Here is a 16,621-nt window from a genome sequence, read left to right as displayed (position 1 = left end):
TACCTGTCAGAATGACCTTACGACATCACGCCGTTGGCGCATTGCTCGCTAGCGCGACGACGTTCTCTTGCTCTGCGGGTGCTTTGCTGGTTTTCTCTTTTTTCTTTTCCACGTAGGTCAGTTTTTCCTGGCTCTGCGTTGGCGGGGTCAGCGGGTGGGATTGACCGGTGAAGACGCCACCTTTTTCGATGGAGAGTTCATCGGTGAAAATGTCGCCGAATACTTTTCCCTGCGCCAGAATGGCTACAACGCTGGCGGCAATGCGTCCTTCAACGCGACCGTTGATGACGATCTGCTGCGATTTCATCTCGCCATTGACCTGACCGGTATGCTCCACCTTAATCGTGTTATCACACTGCACATCACCTTCTACCCGGCCTTCCACGGTAATGTTGCCATCCACAGTCAGAGAGCCCGTCATACGTGCGCCCTGAGAAATGAAGGTGTCTTTTTTCACGCGCACAGGGTTCACTGAATTAATCAACTCGTTCGATGGGCTGATAGCGGGAGAGCTGTTTATTTCACTGCGCTCTTGCGGTTCTTTTACGTCTTTTTTGTTTTTATCAAATGAAAACATCGTGTTATTCCTTTTAACAGTATAGAAAAATGCGATCGCAGCACTTGCGGCTAGCACGGCAACCACTCCCTGACCGTAATATCGAAGGGGGAATTCACTATAAATATCAATAAGCCAGACGATAACCAATAAAGCCCATATCGCCCATATTCCCCAAAGCAGATTGTAATTACGCACGATCGGTACGCTGATTAAATTCAATTTCCAGAGTGGAAATATCAGGAATAGTAATACGAAGTGTTTTACGCCCTCCCTCAAGGTAGCGTATGTCGATCCGAACATTAGCACTATCACCGACGTGCTGTTTAACCACTGTTTTTAATTCATCCAACATATTATCCAAGATTTTATGAGCCATACCATTCTCTCCTTCTTGGTATCTTCCTTGATGGCAGTCATGCTGCATTGCCAAACGACATAAAGGGTATCGGGCAGAAATGTATTTTATTTAGCCTGCGATTTCAAAAATTCGATCTCGTTCACTTTCCTTTCTTTACACCGACATGTCAAAAAAACATGATTATCCAAACACTTAATAGACTCCTGTAACTTACAGATTTTCCCTATGCTTATTGCTTCGCTGTAAGCGGTTCTACAGACACGCTCTAATAACGTTGCATAGCTAAACCGATTCTTCTATTTTAGCAAACAGTCTAATTACCGCTGATAAGAGTAACGTTATGGCAAACAGAATTTGGGTTATGGGAGACGCAGTTGTCGATCTCGTACCGGAAGATACGGAACGCTATTTGAAATGTCCCGGCGGCGCACCGGCCAATGTCGCGGTCGGTATCGCCAGATTGGGGGGAAATAGTGCCTTTATCGGCCGCGTTGGTGACGATGTTTTTGGCCATTTTCTAAAAACGATTCTGGAAAAAGAAAACGTCGATACCCACCACATGGTGCACGACAGGCACCACAGAACCTCAACCGTGGTCGTAAGCCTGGATGATGTAGGGGAACGCACTTTCACGTTTATGGTACGCCCGAGTGCCGATCTGTTTTTACAGTCGGAAGATCTGCCGATGTTCAACCGAAGAGAATGGCTGCATCTCTGCTCCATCGCACTCTCGCAGGAGCCCTCGCGCAGTACCGCATTTGAGGCGATGCGGCAGGTGAAAGCCGCGCTGGGGCGAGTTAGTTTCGACCCGAATATCCGTGACGATCTCTGGCAAAGCGAGCAAGAACTGCGCGATTGTCTGACACAGGCGCTGATGCTGGCCGATGTGGTGAAGCTGTCGCGTGAAGAACTGAGCTTTCTCTGTTCAACACCGGATGTTGAAGCGGGGATTCAGCAGTTTATGCAGCGCTACCCCACCCAACTCTTGCTGGTGACATTAGGTAGCGAAGGCGTCTGGCTGCACGATCGCCACCAGCTACGGCACTTTGCCGCGCCGTTGGTAACCCCCGTCGATACGACTGGTGCAGGGGATGCCTTCGTCGCCGGTTTACTGCACGGCCTGGCGCAGTATGACGACCTGTCACAGCCGCCTAGCTGGGACCCGATTATCGCGCAGGCTCAGCGGTGCGGTGCGCTGGCCACCACAGCAAAAGGCGCGATGACAGCACTCCCCTATGCGCAGCAACTGCACGCCCTCCCGTAAACAAGCACTAAAGCCCTTCGCTTAATACGGTTACCGCCCGGTTTTGTAGTCAGGATCACAGTTACAGAATCGGGTGAGTGAAATTTCTTGCTAACCCTTCTGCTGGCTTTTATTTTCCCCATGAAAAACCGGTTTAGCCATTTAGCTAAACACGAGAAATCCAAAAACAATAAATCTCCTTCACGACGAGAACGAAAAAATGAAACCAAGCCACCTTGCTGTGACGATAGGATTATTACTTTCCTCCCCCTTTTATGTTTCCGCTGCCAACACCGATAGTATTGAAGCCCGCCTGAACGCCATGGAACAGCGTTTGCAACAGGCTGAAGCCCGTGCACAAGCCGCTGAGGCCAGAGCCAATGCCGCTGAAAAGCAAACCCAGCAGCTAGCGACCCGCACGACTCAAACCGAACAAAAAACCCAGCAGGTGGAACAGCGCACGACGGCGTTGGCCAAGCAGAAATCGTTCGCTGATGGATTTGAATTCCACGGCTACGCGCGTTCTGGCCTGTCGATCAATGATTCTGCCACCAGTTCCAAAACCGATATCGGGCCGGGCATGTCCCCTGCGGGTCAGACTGGCGGACATATTGGTCGTTTAGGCAATGAAGACGACACCTACGTCGAGCTCAAACTGGAGCACAAACAGAAGTTGGATAACGGCGCAACCACCCGCTTCAAGGTGATGATGGCAGACGGCCAGCGCAGCTATAACGACTGGACGGCCGCCACCAGCGACCTCAACATTCGTGAAGCTTTCGTCGAACTGGGTTCACTGCCAACCTTCACCGGTGCCTTTAAGGACACGACGCTGTGGGCGGGTAAACGTTTCGATCGCGATAACTTCGATATTCACTGGCTGGACAGCGACGTAGTCTTCCTCGCAGGCACCGGCGGCGGGATCTATGACGTGAAATGGGCGGATAGCGCCAAGAGTAACTTCTCACTGTATGGCCGCAGCCTCGGCGAAATTACCTCGCTGGATAACGACATCAAAAACTACGTCTTTACCGCTAACAACTACGTCGGGTCATTCCAGTTCATGCTGAGCGGGTTAACCGCGAAGAATAACGACGTCAAAGAAAACACGGGGACAAGTCGCGATAACCTCGCTGTCACCAATACCAATGCAGGCGACAAAGGCTATCACGCCATGGTGGCTTACCACGGCGACAGCTTCTATGGCTTACGCGACGGGACATCGAAAACCGCGATCCTTTACGGCCACGGTCTGGGCGGTGAAGTGAAGAACATCGGTGCTGACGGCAACCTGACTAACGATGCCAACACCTGGCGCTTTGCGACCTACGGCACAACAGCGCTGAACAAGACCTGGAGCTTCGCGCCGTCCATTCTGGCGCAAACCAGCAAAGACCGTTACGTCAGCGGCGATAGCTACGAATGGGTCACCTTTAATGCGCGCCTGATTCAGGAAATCACCGAAAACTTTGCACTGGCCTATGAAGGCAGTTATCAATACATGGACCTCGATCCACGCGGTTATCGGAGCCTGAATCAGGTGAGCGGCGGCTTCTACAAGCTGACCTTTGCACCAACGTTCAAGGTCGGCGATATCGGTAACTTCTTTAGCCGCCCTGAACTGCGCGTGTTTGCCAGCTACATGGACTGGGATAAACGGCTGGATAACTACTCCAGTGAAGATACCTTTGGCTCCACCGGCTTTAAAGCAGGCGGCGAATGGAACTTCGGTATCCAGATGGAAACCTGGTTCTGATAATTGCCTGACCTTGGCGTCGATTACGCGCTAATCGACGCCGAAGAAACAGCATATCCTATTGAAAAAGAGGAATAACATGGATATCAACGCTACTGCCGCCGCACTCATCCCCCTTCTCGGCGGGAAAGAGAATATAGCCAGTGCTGCCCACTGCGCGACTCGTCTGCGTCTGGTACTGAATGACGACAGTCTGGCTGACAAGAAAGCGATCGAGAACGTCGATGGCGTTAAGGGCTGCTTCCAGAATGCCGGACAAATGCAGATCATTTTCGGCACCGGGCTGGTTAACAAGGTGTATGCCGAGTTCATCAAAGCGGCAGGCATCAGTGAATCGAGCAAATCCGAAGCCGCGTCGATTGCCGCGAAAAAGCTGAATCCGCTGCAACGTCTGGCGCGCCTGCTGTCGAACATCTTCGTCCCCATCATGCCAGCGATTATCGCGTCTGGTCTGTTGATGGGACTGCTCGGCATGATCAAGACCTACGGCTGGGTCGATTCCAGCAGCGCGATCTTCGTCATGCTGGATATGTTCAGCTCCGCGGCATTTATTATCCTGCCTGTTCTAATCGGCTTTACCGCCGCACGGGAATTCGGCGGCAACCCTTATCTGGGCGCGACGCTGGGCGGTATCCTGACCCATCCGGCGCTGACCAACGCTTGGGGCGTCGCCGGGGGCTTCCAGACCATGCATTTCTTCGGCATGGACATCGCCATGATCGGCTATCAGGGCACCGTGTTTCCGGTCCTGCTGGCCGTCTGGTTCATGAGCATCGTGGAAAAGCGCCTGCGTAAAATCGTACCGGACGCGCTGGACATCATTGTCACACCATTCCTGACGGTCATCATTTCCGGGTTTGTCGCTATGCTGCTCATCGGGCCTGCTGGGCGTGCGCTGGGCGATGGCATTTCTTTGGTTCTCAGCACATTGATTGCTCACGCTGGCTGGTTGGCTGGTTTGCTGTTCGGCGGCCTCTACTCCGTCATCGTCATCACTGGCGTCCATCACAGCTTCCATGCCATTGAAGCCGGACTGCTTGGCAACCCGAATATCGGCGTCAACTTCCTGCTGCCAATTTGGGCAATGGCGAACGTGGCGCAGGGCGGCGCATGTCTGGCGGTATACTTCAAAACGCGTGATGCCAAAACCCGAGCGATTGCCGTTCCTGCCGGGTTTTCTTGTCTGCTGGGCATCACAGAAGCCGCGATATTTGGTATCAACCTGCGCTTCATTAAACCGTTCCTGGCAGCACTGGCAGGCGGTGCGCTCGGTGGCGCGTGGGTGGTCTTCAATCACGTCAATATGACGGCCGTCGGGCTGACCGGTTTTCCGGGGCTGGCTATTGTGCAAGGGGGATCGATGCTTAACTACCTGATCGGGATGTTAATTGCGTTCGGTGCCGCCTTTATCCTTTCCTTACTGCTGAAATATAAAACGGATAGCGAATAATGAAGGAAGTCCACTTACTAAAACGCATGGTCCACGCCCTGATGTCAGGCCATTCACGGAAACAGGAAGACCCGTATCGCCCGGAATGGCATCTGTCCCCGAACGTTGGTCTGCTTAACGATCCAAATGGATTCATTCATCACAACGGGCGTTACCATCTGTTTTATCAGTGGAATCCTTTGTCCTGTGCCCACGGAGCAAAATTCTGGGGGCACTGGAGTTCCGCCGATTTGGTGAACTGGAAGCATGAACCCGTCGCGCTGGTGCCAAGCGAAAGCTATGAAAGCCACGGCTGCTACTCCGGTTCTGCCGTGGCAGATCAGGGGGCGATCATGCTGATCTACACCGGTAACGTGAAATACGATGACGGTTCGCGTACCGCGTTTCAGTGCCTCGCCCGTGAGAACCCTAACGGTGAATATGACAAGCTGGGCGCGGTTCTTACGCTCCCCGACGGCTACACTGGCCACGTTCGCGATCCTAAAGTGTGGCGTCATGACGACCACTGGTACATGGTACTCGGCGCCCAAGATCTCTGCCTGCAAGGCAAGGTGCTGCTCTACCGTTCTGCCGATCTGCTGGCGTGGGAGAAGATCAGCGAGATCGCCGGTTCCCGTTTAGGTGGCCTCGCTGATTTTGGCTATATGTGGGAGTGCCCAGACTTGTTCCTGCTGGATGGCAAAGACGTACTGGTTTGCTGCCCGCAGGGCGTTCCCGCTGAAGACGAACGCTACCTGAATACCTTTCAGGCGGGCTACTTCATTGGTTCACTCGACTACGAAAGTGGCACGTACCCACATCAGGATTTCCACGAACTGGATCTCGGCTTTGAGTTTTACGCACCGCAAACAACATTGAGTGAAGACGGGCGACGCCTGCTGTTCGGCTGGATGTCGATTCCTGACGACAATGAGTTTTTTGAACCCACGATCGAACAGGGCTGGATCCATACCATGACCTGTCCGCGTGAACTCACGCTGCATGCCGATCGCGTTTATCAACGTCCTGCGCGCGAATTGCAACAACTGCGCAGGCAGCATTACACCTGGCAGGGTGCCGCAGACTACGCGCCTCCGCTTCACACTAGCAGCGCAGAAATCCTCATCGCCGTACAGGGGGAATTTCAGTTCAACCTCGCCTCTCAGCTGGTTCTCTGTTGGGACGGTGAACGCGTCACGTTGAGCCGACGTAACCGCCGTACCGGCGAACCCGAGCATCGCTACTGGCGCGGTGACCTGAGCCAATTGCAGATCCTGTGCGATCGCTCCAGCGTTGAAATTTTCATCAACGACGGCGAAGCCGTGGTGTCTGCACGCTATTTCCCGGAAAGCGAAGCAACCATGACATTCAGCGGCTCTGGGCGATTAACGCTACAGCACTGGCTGTTAGCGCCATGCGTGATAGAATAACTTCCCTTTTTTCTGATAGCAGACCTCGCGGTGAAACCGACTAAACGCATAACAATCAGTGACATCGCCGCGCTGGCCGGTGTATCAAAATCCACCGCTAGTCTGGTGCTTAACGGACGCAGCAAAGAGTTTCGCGTTTCTGATGAAACCCGCGACCGCATTTTAGCCGTCGCGCACGAACAACGTTATCAGCCCAGTATTCACGCCCGTTCGCTGCGTTCCTCACGCAGCAACACGTTGGGGCTGGTGGTGCCGGAAATGACCAACTACGGCTTTGCCGTGATTTCCCGCGAGCTGGAGATGCTGTGTCGTGAAGCGGGGCTACAACTGCTGATTGCCTGCACCGACGAAAACGCCAGTCAGGAGATGATGGCGGTCAACAGTCTGGTGCAGCGTCAGGTCGATGGCCTGATTGTCGCTTCCAGCCTGTTAAGCGATGTCGAATATCAGAAAATTAATCAACAGTTGCCCGTCGTGCAGTTTGACCGGGTGATTGGTGATTCCACGCTGCCGATGGTGATTTCCGAAGCGGTAGAATCCACGGCGGAAATGGTCGAGCGTATCGCCCGTCAGCATCGTGATGAATTCTATTTCCTTGGCGGCCAGCAGCGAATTTCCCCGACTCGCCACCGTCTGGAAGGCTTCCAGCTTGGACTAACGCGCGCAGGCATCGACTGCAAGCCGGAGTGGATTATTCACGGCAGCTATCACCCCAGCGCAGGTTATGAAATGTTTGCTCAGCTGTGTGCAACGCTGGGTCGTCCGCCAAAAGCGCTGTTTGTCGCTGCCTGTGGCCTGATGGAAGGTGTGTTGCGTTATATGAACCAGCATAACCTGATGGAAAGCGGCATCCGACTGTGCTGCTTTGACGATCACTATCTGTTTGATTGTTTGCCGCTGAAGATCGATACCGTGGCGCAGGATTGTGAGAATCTGGCGCGCAGCAGCTTTGAAATGATTACGAGTTTGATTGCACAACAGCCGCTTGAAGAAGACCGACGCTATATCCCGACGCGTATTCACTGGCGTCATCCTGACTCGCGGGCGTAGACCAACGCCCAAAGCGCCCTGCCATCATCTGGACGTAAATCTACAGACGTAAAAAAAGGAACGCGGTTTGAACGCCCGCATTCCTTCTTACAACACAACCCTCAGCCGTTATTTAGCGGCAGCGGTTTCCGCACCGACCAGGCCAACCTTGAGGTAGCCCGCCTTACGCAGTGAATCCATCACGCTCATAATGGTTTCATAATCGACGCTTTTGTCCGCCTGGAAGAAGATGGTCGTTTCTTTATTGGCACTGGTTTTCGCATCCAGCACCTGCGCCAGCGACTGCTCGCTAACCACCTCTTCCCCCAGGAACATTTGCTTATCTGCTTTTACCGTCAGATAAAGCGGTTTTTCCGGCCGCGGCTGTGGTGCTGCCGATGAGGCTGGCAGATCGACACGAATGTCTACCGTTGCCAGCGGGGCCGCCACCATGAAGATAATCAGCAGAACCAGCATGACGTCAATGAACGGCGTGACGTTAATGTCATGCATTTCACTGTCATCACTCACGTCCTCCTTCAAATGCATCGCCATGACTTAACCCACCCGCAGTTTATGCGCTGCTGAAGACGCCCGGTTATCGTTGCTGGCAGCCACATCGAGATCGCGGCTTTGCAGCAGCAGTACCTGTGCAGCCACATCGCCAACCATCGCTTTGTAGCCGGCAATCGAACGTGCAAAGACGTTATAAATAACCACCGCAGGGATCGCGGCAACCAGACCGATCGCCGTCGCCAACAAAGCTTCTGCGATCCCCGGTGCGACCACCGCTAGGTTAGTGGTTTGCGTCTGCGCGATACCGATGAAGCTGTTCATGATGCCCCATACCGTACCGAACAAGCCCACGAACGGCGCAACTGCACCGACCGTTGCCAGATAGCCGTTACCACGCCCCATGTGACGCCCGGTAGCCGCCACGCGACGTTCCAGACGAAACGCGGTGCGCTCTTTAATTCCGTTGTTGTCATCGGAACGTGCGGAAAGCTCCAGTTCGTTCTGCGCATCGACCAGCAGTTGCTGTGCAACGCTGCCTGCTTTGAACGCGTCCGCGGTTTCCAGCGCGTCGTCCAGCGTTTTCGCCTGTTCCAACGCCAGATACTCACGGCGCAGACGGCGTTTCGCGCCTGACATCTCAACGCTTTTACTGAAGAAGATCGCCCAGGTAATCACGGAGGCCAGCAGCAAACCGATCATCACCGTTTTCACGACGGCATCGGCGTGCTGGTACATACCCCAGACGGACAAATCGGTTTTCATCAGGTTGTTGGTGCCCGGTGCCGCGCTGGCAGGCAGCGTGAGCGCTGATGTCGGGGCTTGTGCATCGGTCGTCACAGGAGCGGAAGGGGGCACAGCAGAAGGCTGCGCGGCTGGCGCTGCATTCTGTGTCGACAACGGCGTCGTTGCCGGAGCCGCAAACGCATTTCCACTTAGTCCCGCCGCACACAGCAGGATAACCAGCACGCTACGGGAAAATGCGCTGAACGCGCCACGTTTTTTTTGCCAGGTTGATAACACCTGTTGAGTTGTATTACTGACAGCCGTCTTCACGCTGTGCCTCCACCATTCATCCAGTACGATACCCGCAGGTACAATCGACGCAATAACGCAGCCTGAAATGATACCAAACCTTGAACGAATTGATAGTTGTTCTCATTATTATTTACATCAGATAACGCACTTTCCTTGCGTTCTGACAGAATTTCAGAGGGTATTTGCTCGCACATCGGCAGGAAAAGCATAAGAACGATAAGAAGGATAGCATTCAGGAATATATCAGGCAGGAGATCCCCCTAAAACACGGTGCGATAACCAAGATTTTTACGATCGGCTTTTTGTGATCAACATTAAGTTATCACACCATTTAATGGTAGCTGGCGATAAGTTTACTGAAATAAATAGATACATATGTACATAATAAGATAAATAAAAACACCAAGTTACGTATATTCCTATAAGTCAAATAGGAATAAAGTCCATATAAAACAGCATTTCATATTAGCTTTTTCTTTTGTGACACGAGTCATTCTACGAAGTTGTATAATAGGTTAGCTTAACTCGCAGAGAATACTGACTCACGCCACAATAATACGTAATAGGCGGTCGTCTTCTCATCATTAAACCCACTCTTCATTACGCTATTTTTCATGGGTTTATATTTTTAAATCACCATTTGATTATCGATAATGTCACCCCACCTCTGGAGATAATTCAATGAAGCTGTCGAAAACATTGATCGGCGTTTGTCTGGGTTCTACTGCACTCCTGATGAGCCAAGCGATTCAGGCACAACAAATTAAAGCCTCTGATGTTCACCCTGAAGGTTATCCTAATGTCGTCGCCGTTCAGAAAATGGGAGAGAAATTAAAAGCCGCTACAAATGGCAGGCTGGAAATTAAAACCTTCCCCGGCGGGGTATTGGGTGATGAGAAACAAATGATTGAGCAGGCGCAGCTCGGCGCGATTGATATTATCCGTGTATCAATGACGCCCGTTGCCGCTATTTTACCGGAAATAGAAGTCTTCACGCTGCCCTATATTTTCCGTGATGAAGATCATCTGCATAAAGTGCTGGATGGAAAAATCGGTCAGGAAATTGGTGACAAGATTACCCATAGCAGTAAATCAAAATTGGTTTTTCTGGGCTGGATGGATGCGGGAACGCGTAACTTAATCACCAAGGAACCGGTGGTGAAACCAGAAGACCTCAAGGGCATGAAAATTCGCGTACAGGGTAGCCCGGTCGCGCTGGCCACGCTAAAAGCGATGGGGGCCAACTCGATTGCCATGGGCGTCAGTGAAGTCTTCAGCGGCATGCAAACCGGCGTGATTGACGGCACCGAAAATAACCCACCAACGTTTGTCGCACACAACTACCTGCCTGTCGTGAAAAACTATACCTGGAGCCGCCACTTCATTATTCCTGAGCTGTTCCTGTATTCCAAAGCCAAATGGGACAAACTTTCTAAAGAGGATCAGGATCTTATCCTGAAGCTGGCGAAAGAAGCGCAGCAGGAACAGCGCGTACTGTGGAAAGAATATACGCAGCAATCTCTGGATAAAATGAAAGCCGGCGGCGTTCAGTTCCATGACATTGATACCGAGTACTATTTTAAAGCCACGCAACCCGTCCGCGATCAGTTTGGTGCCAAATATCAGGATCTGATTAAAGCCGTCGCCGACGTCCAATAATCAGTACCTCATCTCAGCGGATAAATAGCCTGCTATTTATCCGCCACCATTAATAGCCTGATATCAACAATGATCCTTTGCTTATCACCCAGCGAAGTGAGTATAGGTGGAAAAATGGCACAGTCTTATCTTTCCAGCATGGATGTACTCTATCGTATTGCCATGTGGGTTTCTGGTCTGGCGTTATTAATTATGACGCTTGTTATTCCTGTCGGTATATTCGCACGCTATGTTTTAAATGCCGCGTTATCCTGGCCAGAACCCATTTCAATTATTTGTATGGTGACGTTTACTTTTGTCGGCGCCGCCGTCAGTTACCGTTCCAACTCACATATTGCCGTCAGCATGTTGACCGACAGATTGCCAGAAACTGGTAAGAAGGTTTGCGTTCATCTGGCGAACCTCCTGATGCTGTTAATCAGCCTGTTTATTCTCTATTACAGCACCGTGCTCTGCATGGAATTATGGGAACAGCCCGTCGCGGAGTTTCCCTTATTAACCGCAGGTGAAAGTTATTTGCCGCTGCCTATTGGCTCATTCATCACCGTGCTGTTCATCATCGAAAAAATGTTTTTCGGCCCGCAGGATAAACGCCCTGTGGTAATGCTTGGCAGTTCTTAATTCGGAGCCAATACCATGGATGCATTTATTCTGATTGCCACGCTGGCCGTGCTGCTGGCGGTCGGCGTTCCCGTCGCCTACGCGGTAGGGTTGAGCGCGATTGTTGGGGCTTTCTGGATCGATCTGCCGCTTGAGGCGGTGATGATCCAGATTACCAACGGCGTAAACAAATTTTCGCTGCTGGCCATCCCCTTCTTCATTCTGGCCGGTGCCATTATGGCCGAAGGCGGCATCGCCCGTCGGCTGGTCAGCTTCGCGTATATTTTTGTCGGCTTTATTCGCGGCGGCTTGTCGCTGGTTAACATCGTCGCATCAACATTTTTTGGTGCGATATCCGGTTCTTCCGTGGCAGACACCGCCTCTATCGGTTCGGTGATGATCCCGGAAATGGAAAAGAAAGGTTATCCACGCGACTTCTCCGCTGCCGTCACCGCCAGTGGCTCCGTGCAGGCGATTTTGACACCGCCGAGCCACAACTCCGTGATCTACTCGCTGGCAACCGGCGGTACGGTTTCCATTGCTTCGCTGTTTATTGCGGGGATCCTGCCAGGCCTGCTGCTCAGCCTGACCCTGATGGTGATGTGTGTCGGTTTCGCACATCGGCGCGGTTATCCAAAAGGCGAACGCGTACCGTTCCGTCAGGCACTGAAAATCTTTGTCGATACCCTGTGGGGATTGATGACGGTGGTCATCATCATGGGCGGGATCCTGTCTGGGATTTTTACCGCAACCGAATCTGCGGCCATCGCCTGCCTATGGTCCTTCTTCGTGACCATGTTTATCTACAAAGACTATAAATGGTCAGAGCTGCCCAAGCTGATGTACCGCACGGTAAAAACTGTCACGATCGTGATGATCTTGATCGGCTTCGCCGCCGCGTTCGGTGCCATCATGACCTACATGCAGCTGCCGAGCCGCATTACCGAATTTTTCACCTCCATTTCGGATAACAAGTACGTCATCCTGATGTGGATTAACATCATGCTGCTGCTGGTCGGTACGCTGATGGACATGGCGCCGCTGATCTTGATCCTGACGCCCGTTCTGCTGCCTGTCGCCCACTCGCTCGGCATCGATCCGGTGCATTTCGGTATGATCATGCTGGTGAACCTCGGGATCGGCCTGATCACACCACCAGTAGGATCGGTACTTTTTGTCGCCAGTGCGGTGAGTAAGCAGAAGATAGAACAGGTCGTTAAAGCGATGCTGCCCTTCTACTGTGGACTTTTCTTTGTGCTGATGCTGGTCACCTATATTCCGGCCATCTCGCTCTGGCTGCCCAAATTCTTTGGCGTGCATACGGGTTAACACACTACATTGCGCCATGTTGATTAACTGCAATACAGAAGACATGGCGCTTTCCTTGCATTTCCCTACCTGAAATATTTTCACCTACCTCTAATCTTACCCTACTCAAGCCCACACGCCGCTCCAGCCGTGATAACGTAGACCTCATCAATCGAACGCTTATAAATCCAATCATGCCCCCGCAATTCCCCACCGTTCACGGTCGGGAATAGTCGACGTAGTGAGTCATCCGGCAGGATTGAATAGAAAAGGTAATAGTGGTTATGACAAGCAAAAAAACGGCAACCGCCTTAGTCGCCGCAGGACGCAGCAAGAAGTTCACCCACGGCTCCGTCAACCCCGTAATTCAGCGCGCTTCCTCTCTGGTATTTGATACCGTGCAGGACAAAAAGCACGCCACCATTAACCGCGCCAAGGGTGCGCTGTTCTATGGTCGCCGTGGCACGCTGACCCATTTCTCGTTTCAGGAAGCCATGGTGGAGCTGGAGGGCGGCGCAGGCTGTGCCTTATACCCCTGCGGCGCAGCCGCCGTTTCTAACGCGATCCTCTCTTTCGTCGCGGCAGGCGATCACATCCTGGTGACAGAATCAGCCTATGAGCCCACACAGGATTTCTGCACGAAAGTGCTCCACAAGCTGAATGTCAGCACCACCTATTTTAATCCGCTCATCGGTGCGGATATTGCCGAACTGATCCAACCCAACACCAAAGTCGTCTTTCTCGAATCACCGGGCTCCATCACGATGGAAGTACACGATGTGCCAGCCATCGTCCAAGCCGTACGCCGTATCAATCCCGAGATCGTCATCATGATTGATAATACCTGGGCGGCAGGCATTTTATTCAAGGCGCTCGACTTCGATATTGATATCTCTATTCAGGCCGGTACGAAATATATCGTCGGCCATTCTGATGCCATGCTAGGCACCGCAGTCGCTAACGAGCGCTGCTGGGCACAGTTGCGTGAACACTCTTACCTGATGGGCCAAATGGTTGATGCCGATACCGCCTATGTCGCCAGCCGTGGCCTGCGCACATTGGGCGTTAGACTCAAGCAGCATCAGGAAAGCAGCATCCGCATTGCAAAATGGCTAGCGGAGCAACCCGAAGTCGCGGTGGTTAACCACCCGGCCTTACCAGAGTGCAAAGGGCATGAATTCTACGTACGCGACTTTAAGGGCTGCAACGGCTTGTTCTCTTTTGTGTTGAAAGAGAAATTGAGCAAAGAAGCGTTGGCGCACTATCTGGACCATTTTGAACACTTTAGTATGGCGTATTCGTGGGGTGGCTTCGAGTCACTGATTCTGGCGAATCAACCGGAAGAACTGGTGGCCATTCGTCCTGTGAGCGGCGTGGATTTTACCGGCACACTTATTCGGTTACATATTGGACTTGAAGACAGTGACGATCTGATCGACGATCTGGCCGCGGGCTTCAGCAGACTGAGAGCCTAGCACGTCGTCAGCAGACTCAACGTAGCCAAACGACCAGCAGGAAACAAAATAGAGAAAGTGTGACGGCCATAAAGCCGCCGCATCTTGATTTCCCCTGCGGCACGGTGGGTAATGCGTTATGATGCTCATGAGTCAACGCTTACCAAAAACTGCGTTACCTTAACCAAAATTAAGCATTAAGCCCTGCCGCATTCTCATCACGCAGCAAGGCGTTTTGCCCCATACCGATTTTAGGGCTTGATAGTTTTAAGGCTTGATAGGCAGTAGATTTCAGGTAACCCAGCGTTTCATTGCCGCAGCCTGAGAGATAGTGAATATCGTCACTGGCGGGAAGTAATATGAGTGTGGTTCACGACATTATTCAGGCGCTCTGGCAGCAGGATTTTAGTGCTCTGGCCGATCCCCACGTCATCTGGGTGATTTACGGCATTTTATTCACAACGCTGTTTCTGGAAAACGGCCTGCTGCCTGCTTCTTTTCTGCCCGGCGATAGCCTGCTGTTGCTCACTGGTGCCATGATTGCCAAAGGCGTGATGAGCTTTTTCCCTACGATGATTCTCCTCACCATCGCCGCCAGCCTCGGCTGTTGGCTCAGCTACCTTCAGGGGCGCTGGCTAAGTGATACCCGGTTGGTAAAAGGCTGGCTGTTACAGCTTCCCGCCCATTACCACCAGCGAGCCCATCACCTGTTCCACCAGCATGGTCTGGCGGCGCTGCTGGTTGGCCGCTTTTTAGCGTTTATCCGCACGCTGTTGCCAACGATGGCGGGGATTTCGGGGTTAAACAATACGCGCTTTCAGATTTTCAACTGGCTCAGTGGGCTGCTGTGGGTCGGGGGGATTGTCACGCTCGGCTATGCGCTCAGCCACATTCCGCTGGTCAAACGCTATGAAGATCAGGTGATGACCGCGCTGATCCTGCTACCGATTATTTTGCTGGTGAGCGGCCTGATCGGTATGGCTGTCGTGGTGTGGCGCAAAAAACGCGCGGTCGCCTAATAAGGCAATCGCACGCTTTCTTAACGTCTTCAGCTTTCCTCAACCGCCATATTGCTGGCCTTTATTCTCGTGACTTCATCGCTCGGCGTCGCACCGAAATAGCGCTTAAATTCCCGGCTAAACTGCGACACGCTCTCATATCCGACGCGAGCCGCCGCAACGCCCGCTCTCAGCCCCTCGTTGATCATCAGCACGCGCGCTTTATGCAAGCGGTAGGATTTCAGGTACTGCAACGGCGATGTGTTGGTGACGGCCTTAAAGTTATGATGAAACGCCGAGACGCTCATGTTCACTTCAGACGCCAGCTGTTCCACATTCAGGCTATCGGCATAGTGGTTTTCAATACGTCGCAGAGACTTGGCTATCTGGCTGAAGTGCGTGTGTCGATTCACCAACGCCTGTAACGCCGCACCGCGTTCGCCGCAGAGCATATGATAGATAATCTCGCGCACAATCGCCGGGCCCAGCACACGGGCATCACGCGGGTTATTCATCGCATCCAGCAGCCGTTCAACGGCACACAGAATCTCATCGGTCAGCGGCGCGCTGTTCACCCCACACGTGCAGGAACAGGGGCGGATCGCGCTGTCGTCGTCACCGATGTCGATCAGCAAATCCTGAAGCATCTGGATATCGATACGGATCGCCATCCCCACCAGCGGGTGTTCAGCGCTGGCTATCGTTTCACATTCGAACGGCAGCGGCACGGTCATCAACAGGTAATTTTCCGGGTCATACTGGAAGGTTTTTCCGCCCAGATAGCCAATCTTTTGACCCTGAAAAATGATGACAATCGTCGGTTCATACATCACCGGCACACGCGGATGGTGCTGTTCCGTATAAAGAATCCTGACCTGCGGGACGAGCGACGGCGTGGCCCAGCTTTTAGCTGAACAGCGTATTGCCTGCTGCACGATGCGCTGCCGCACCGTCTGTTGCGGCTCAATCTGTTGTAACTCAATCTGTTGCAGCTCTGCCTGTTTCTGAACAAGCCGCTCACATTGGCTTTCTGTCGACATACCTTGGTGTTCCGTCAACATATATGGGGTCTGCGTCAAAATCGTGTTCTCTCGCTACGGGTGCACTTTTCCTGCCCGAAGCCTCTCTCCTGACAGAAGAAACAAAATGACATACCTGCGAATTATTATCACCCTTTTCTCCTATATTTTGGAGAAATAGGCAATAACCAAACAGAAATGTGCATTGAACGCCTTACGTAGGTTGAT

General features: G+C 52.4%; 15 protein-coding genes. 10 read left to right on the top strand and 5 right to left on the bottom strand.

What is annotated here, in order from left to right:
• Positions 1-25 precede the first annotated feature (25 nt).
• Together JFY74_02100 and JFY74_02095 are read right to left on the bottom strand one after the other, a co-directional pair.
• Positions 26-577: a polymer-forming cytoskeletal protein gene (locus JFY74_02100; protein QQG28885.1), complete on the bottom strand. Its 552-nt coding sequence runs from the start codon at positions 575-577 to the stop codon at positions 26-28.
• 169 nt (positions 578-746) lie between these two features.
• Positions 747-935, bottom strand: coding sequence for a hypothetical protein (locus JFY74_02095; GenBank protein ID QQG28884.1), 189 nt, complete (start codon positions 933-935; stop codon positions 747-749).
• Between the two features lie 322 nt (positions 936-1,257).
• Between JFY74_02095 and JFY74_02090 the strand changes: the two genes are divergently transcribed.
• From JFY74_02090 to JFY74_02070, 5 genes are all read left to right on the top strand, one after another.
• Entirely contained in the window at positions 1,258-2,181 is a 924-nt protein-coding gene (locus JFY74_02090; protein ID QQG28883.1) for an aminoimidazole riboside kinase, read from the top strand.
• 199 nt (positions 2,182-2,380) lie between these two features.
• Positions 2,381-3,916, top strand: coding sequence for a carbohydrate porin (locus JFY74_02085; protein QQG28882.1), 1,536 nt, complete (start codon positions 2,381-2,383; stop codon positions 3,914-3,916).
• A gap of 79 nt (positions 3,917-3,995) precedes the next feature.
• Positions 3,996-5,366 carry a PTS sucrose transporter subunit IIBC gene (locus JFY74_02080; protein ID QQG28881.1) on the top strand — a complete coding sequence of 457 codons (1,371 nt, stop codon included), beginning with the start codon at positions 3,996-3,998 and terminating at the stop codon, positions 5,364-5,366.
• A complete protein-coding gene (locus JFY74_02075) occupies positions 5,366-6,775 on the top strand; it encodes a sucrose-6-phosphate hydrolase (GenBank protein ID QQG28880.1) in 1,410 nt (469 codons plus the stop codon). Before JFY74_02080 ends, JFY74_02075 begins: the two co-directional genes overlap by 1 nt.
• Before the next feature lie 30 nt (positions 6,776-6,805).
• On the top strand, positions 6,806-7,825 hold the full coding sequence (locus tag JFY74_02070; protein QQG28879.1) for a LacI family DNA-binding transcriptional regulator: 1,020 nt from the start codon (positions 6,806-6,808) through the stop codon (positions 7,823-7,825).
• A 108-nt stretch (positions 7,826-7,933) separates the two neighbouring features.
• Here JFY74_02070 and exbD read toward each other — a convergent pair whose 3' ends face one another.
• Together exbD and exbB are read right to left on the bottom strand one after the other, a co-directional pair.
• The gene (exbD, locus tag JFY74_02065; protein ID QQG28878.1) at positions 7,934-8,359 is read right to left on the bottom strand and encodes a TonB system transport protein ExbD; all 426 of its coding nucleotides are present in this window, start codon (positions 8,357-8,359) and stop codon (positions 7,934-7,936) included.
• A 3-nt stretch (positions 8,360-8,362) separates the two neighbouring features.
• Positions 8,363-9,373: a tol-pal system-associated acyl-CoA thioesterase gene (exbB, locus tag JFY74_02060; GenBank protein QQG28877.1), complete on the bottom strand. Its 1,011-nt coding sequence runs from the start codon at positions 9,371-9,373 to the stop codon at positions 8,363-8,365.
• 663 nt (positions 9,374-10,036) lie between these two features.
• Here exbB and JFY74_02055 point away from each other — a divergent pair.
• The 5 genes from JFY74_02055 (at position 10,037) to JFY74_02035 (ending at position 15,395) form a co-directional block, all read left to right on the top strand.
• Positions 10,037-11,014: a TRAP transporter substrate-binding protein gene (locus tag JFY74_02055; GenBank protein ID QQG28876.1), complete on the top strand. Its 978-nt coding sequence runs from the start codon at positions 10,037-10,039 to the stop codon at positions 11,012-11,014.
• Positions 11,015-11,128: 114 nt separating this feature from the next.
• Complete coding sequence (locus tag JFY74_02050) at positions 11,129-11,635, top strand: TRAP transporter small permease (GenBank protein QQG28875.1); 507 nt, start codon at positions 11,129-11,131, stop codon at positions 11,633-11,635.
• A 15-nt stretch (positions 11,636-11,650) separates the two neighbouring features.
• Positions 11,651-12,943: a TRAP transporter large permease gene (locus JFY74_02045; GenBank protein QQG28874.1), complete on the top strand. Its 1,293-nt coding sequence runs from the start codon at positions 11,651-11,653 to the stop codon at positions 12,941-12,943.
• 263 nt (positions 12,944-13,206) lie between these two features.
• Complete coding sequence (gene metC / locus JFY74_02040; protein QQG28873.1) at positions 13,207-14,397, top strand: cystathionine beta-lyase; 1,191 nt, start codon at positions 13,207-13,209, stop codon at positions 14,395-14,397.
• Positions 14,398-14,735: 338 nt separating this feature from the next.
• Positions 14,736-15,395: a DedA family protein gene (locus tag JFY74_02035; GenBank protein QQG28872.1), complete on the top strand. Its 660-nt coding sequence runs from the start codon at positions 14,736-14,738 to the stop codon at positions 15,393-15,395.
• Between the two features lie 29 nt (positions 15,396-15,424).
• On the opposite strand, the gene JFY74_02030 is transcribed toward JFY74_02035, so the two are convergent.
• Positions 15,425-16,435 carry an AraC family transcriptional regulator gene (locus JFY74_02030; protein QQG28871.1) on the bottom strand — a complete coding sequence of 337 codons (1,011 nt, stop codon included), beginning with the start codon at positions 16,433-16,435 and terminating at the stop codon, positions 15,425-15,427.
• Between the last annotated feature and the right edge of the window lie 186 nt (positions 16,436-16,621).

Origin of the sequence: Pectobacterium carotovorum, from assembly GCA_016415585.1 — a bacterium.
GTDB lineage: Bacteria > Pseudomonadota > Gammaproteobacteria > Enterobacterales > Enterobacteriaceae > Pectobacterium > Pectobacterium carotovorum_K.
The sequence above is the reverse complement of the archived record's forward strand: the minus strand, read 5'-3'. Positions and strand labels throughout refer to the sequence as shown.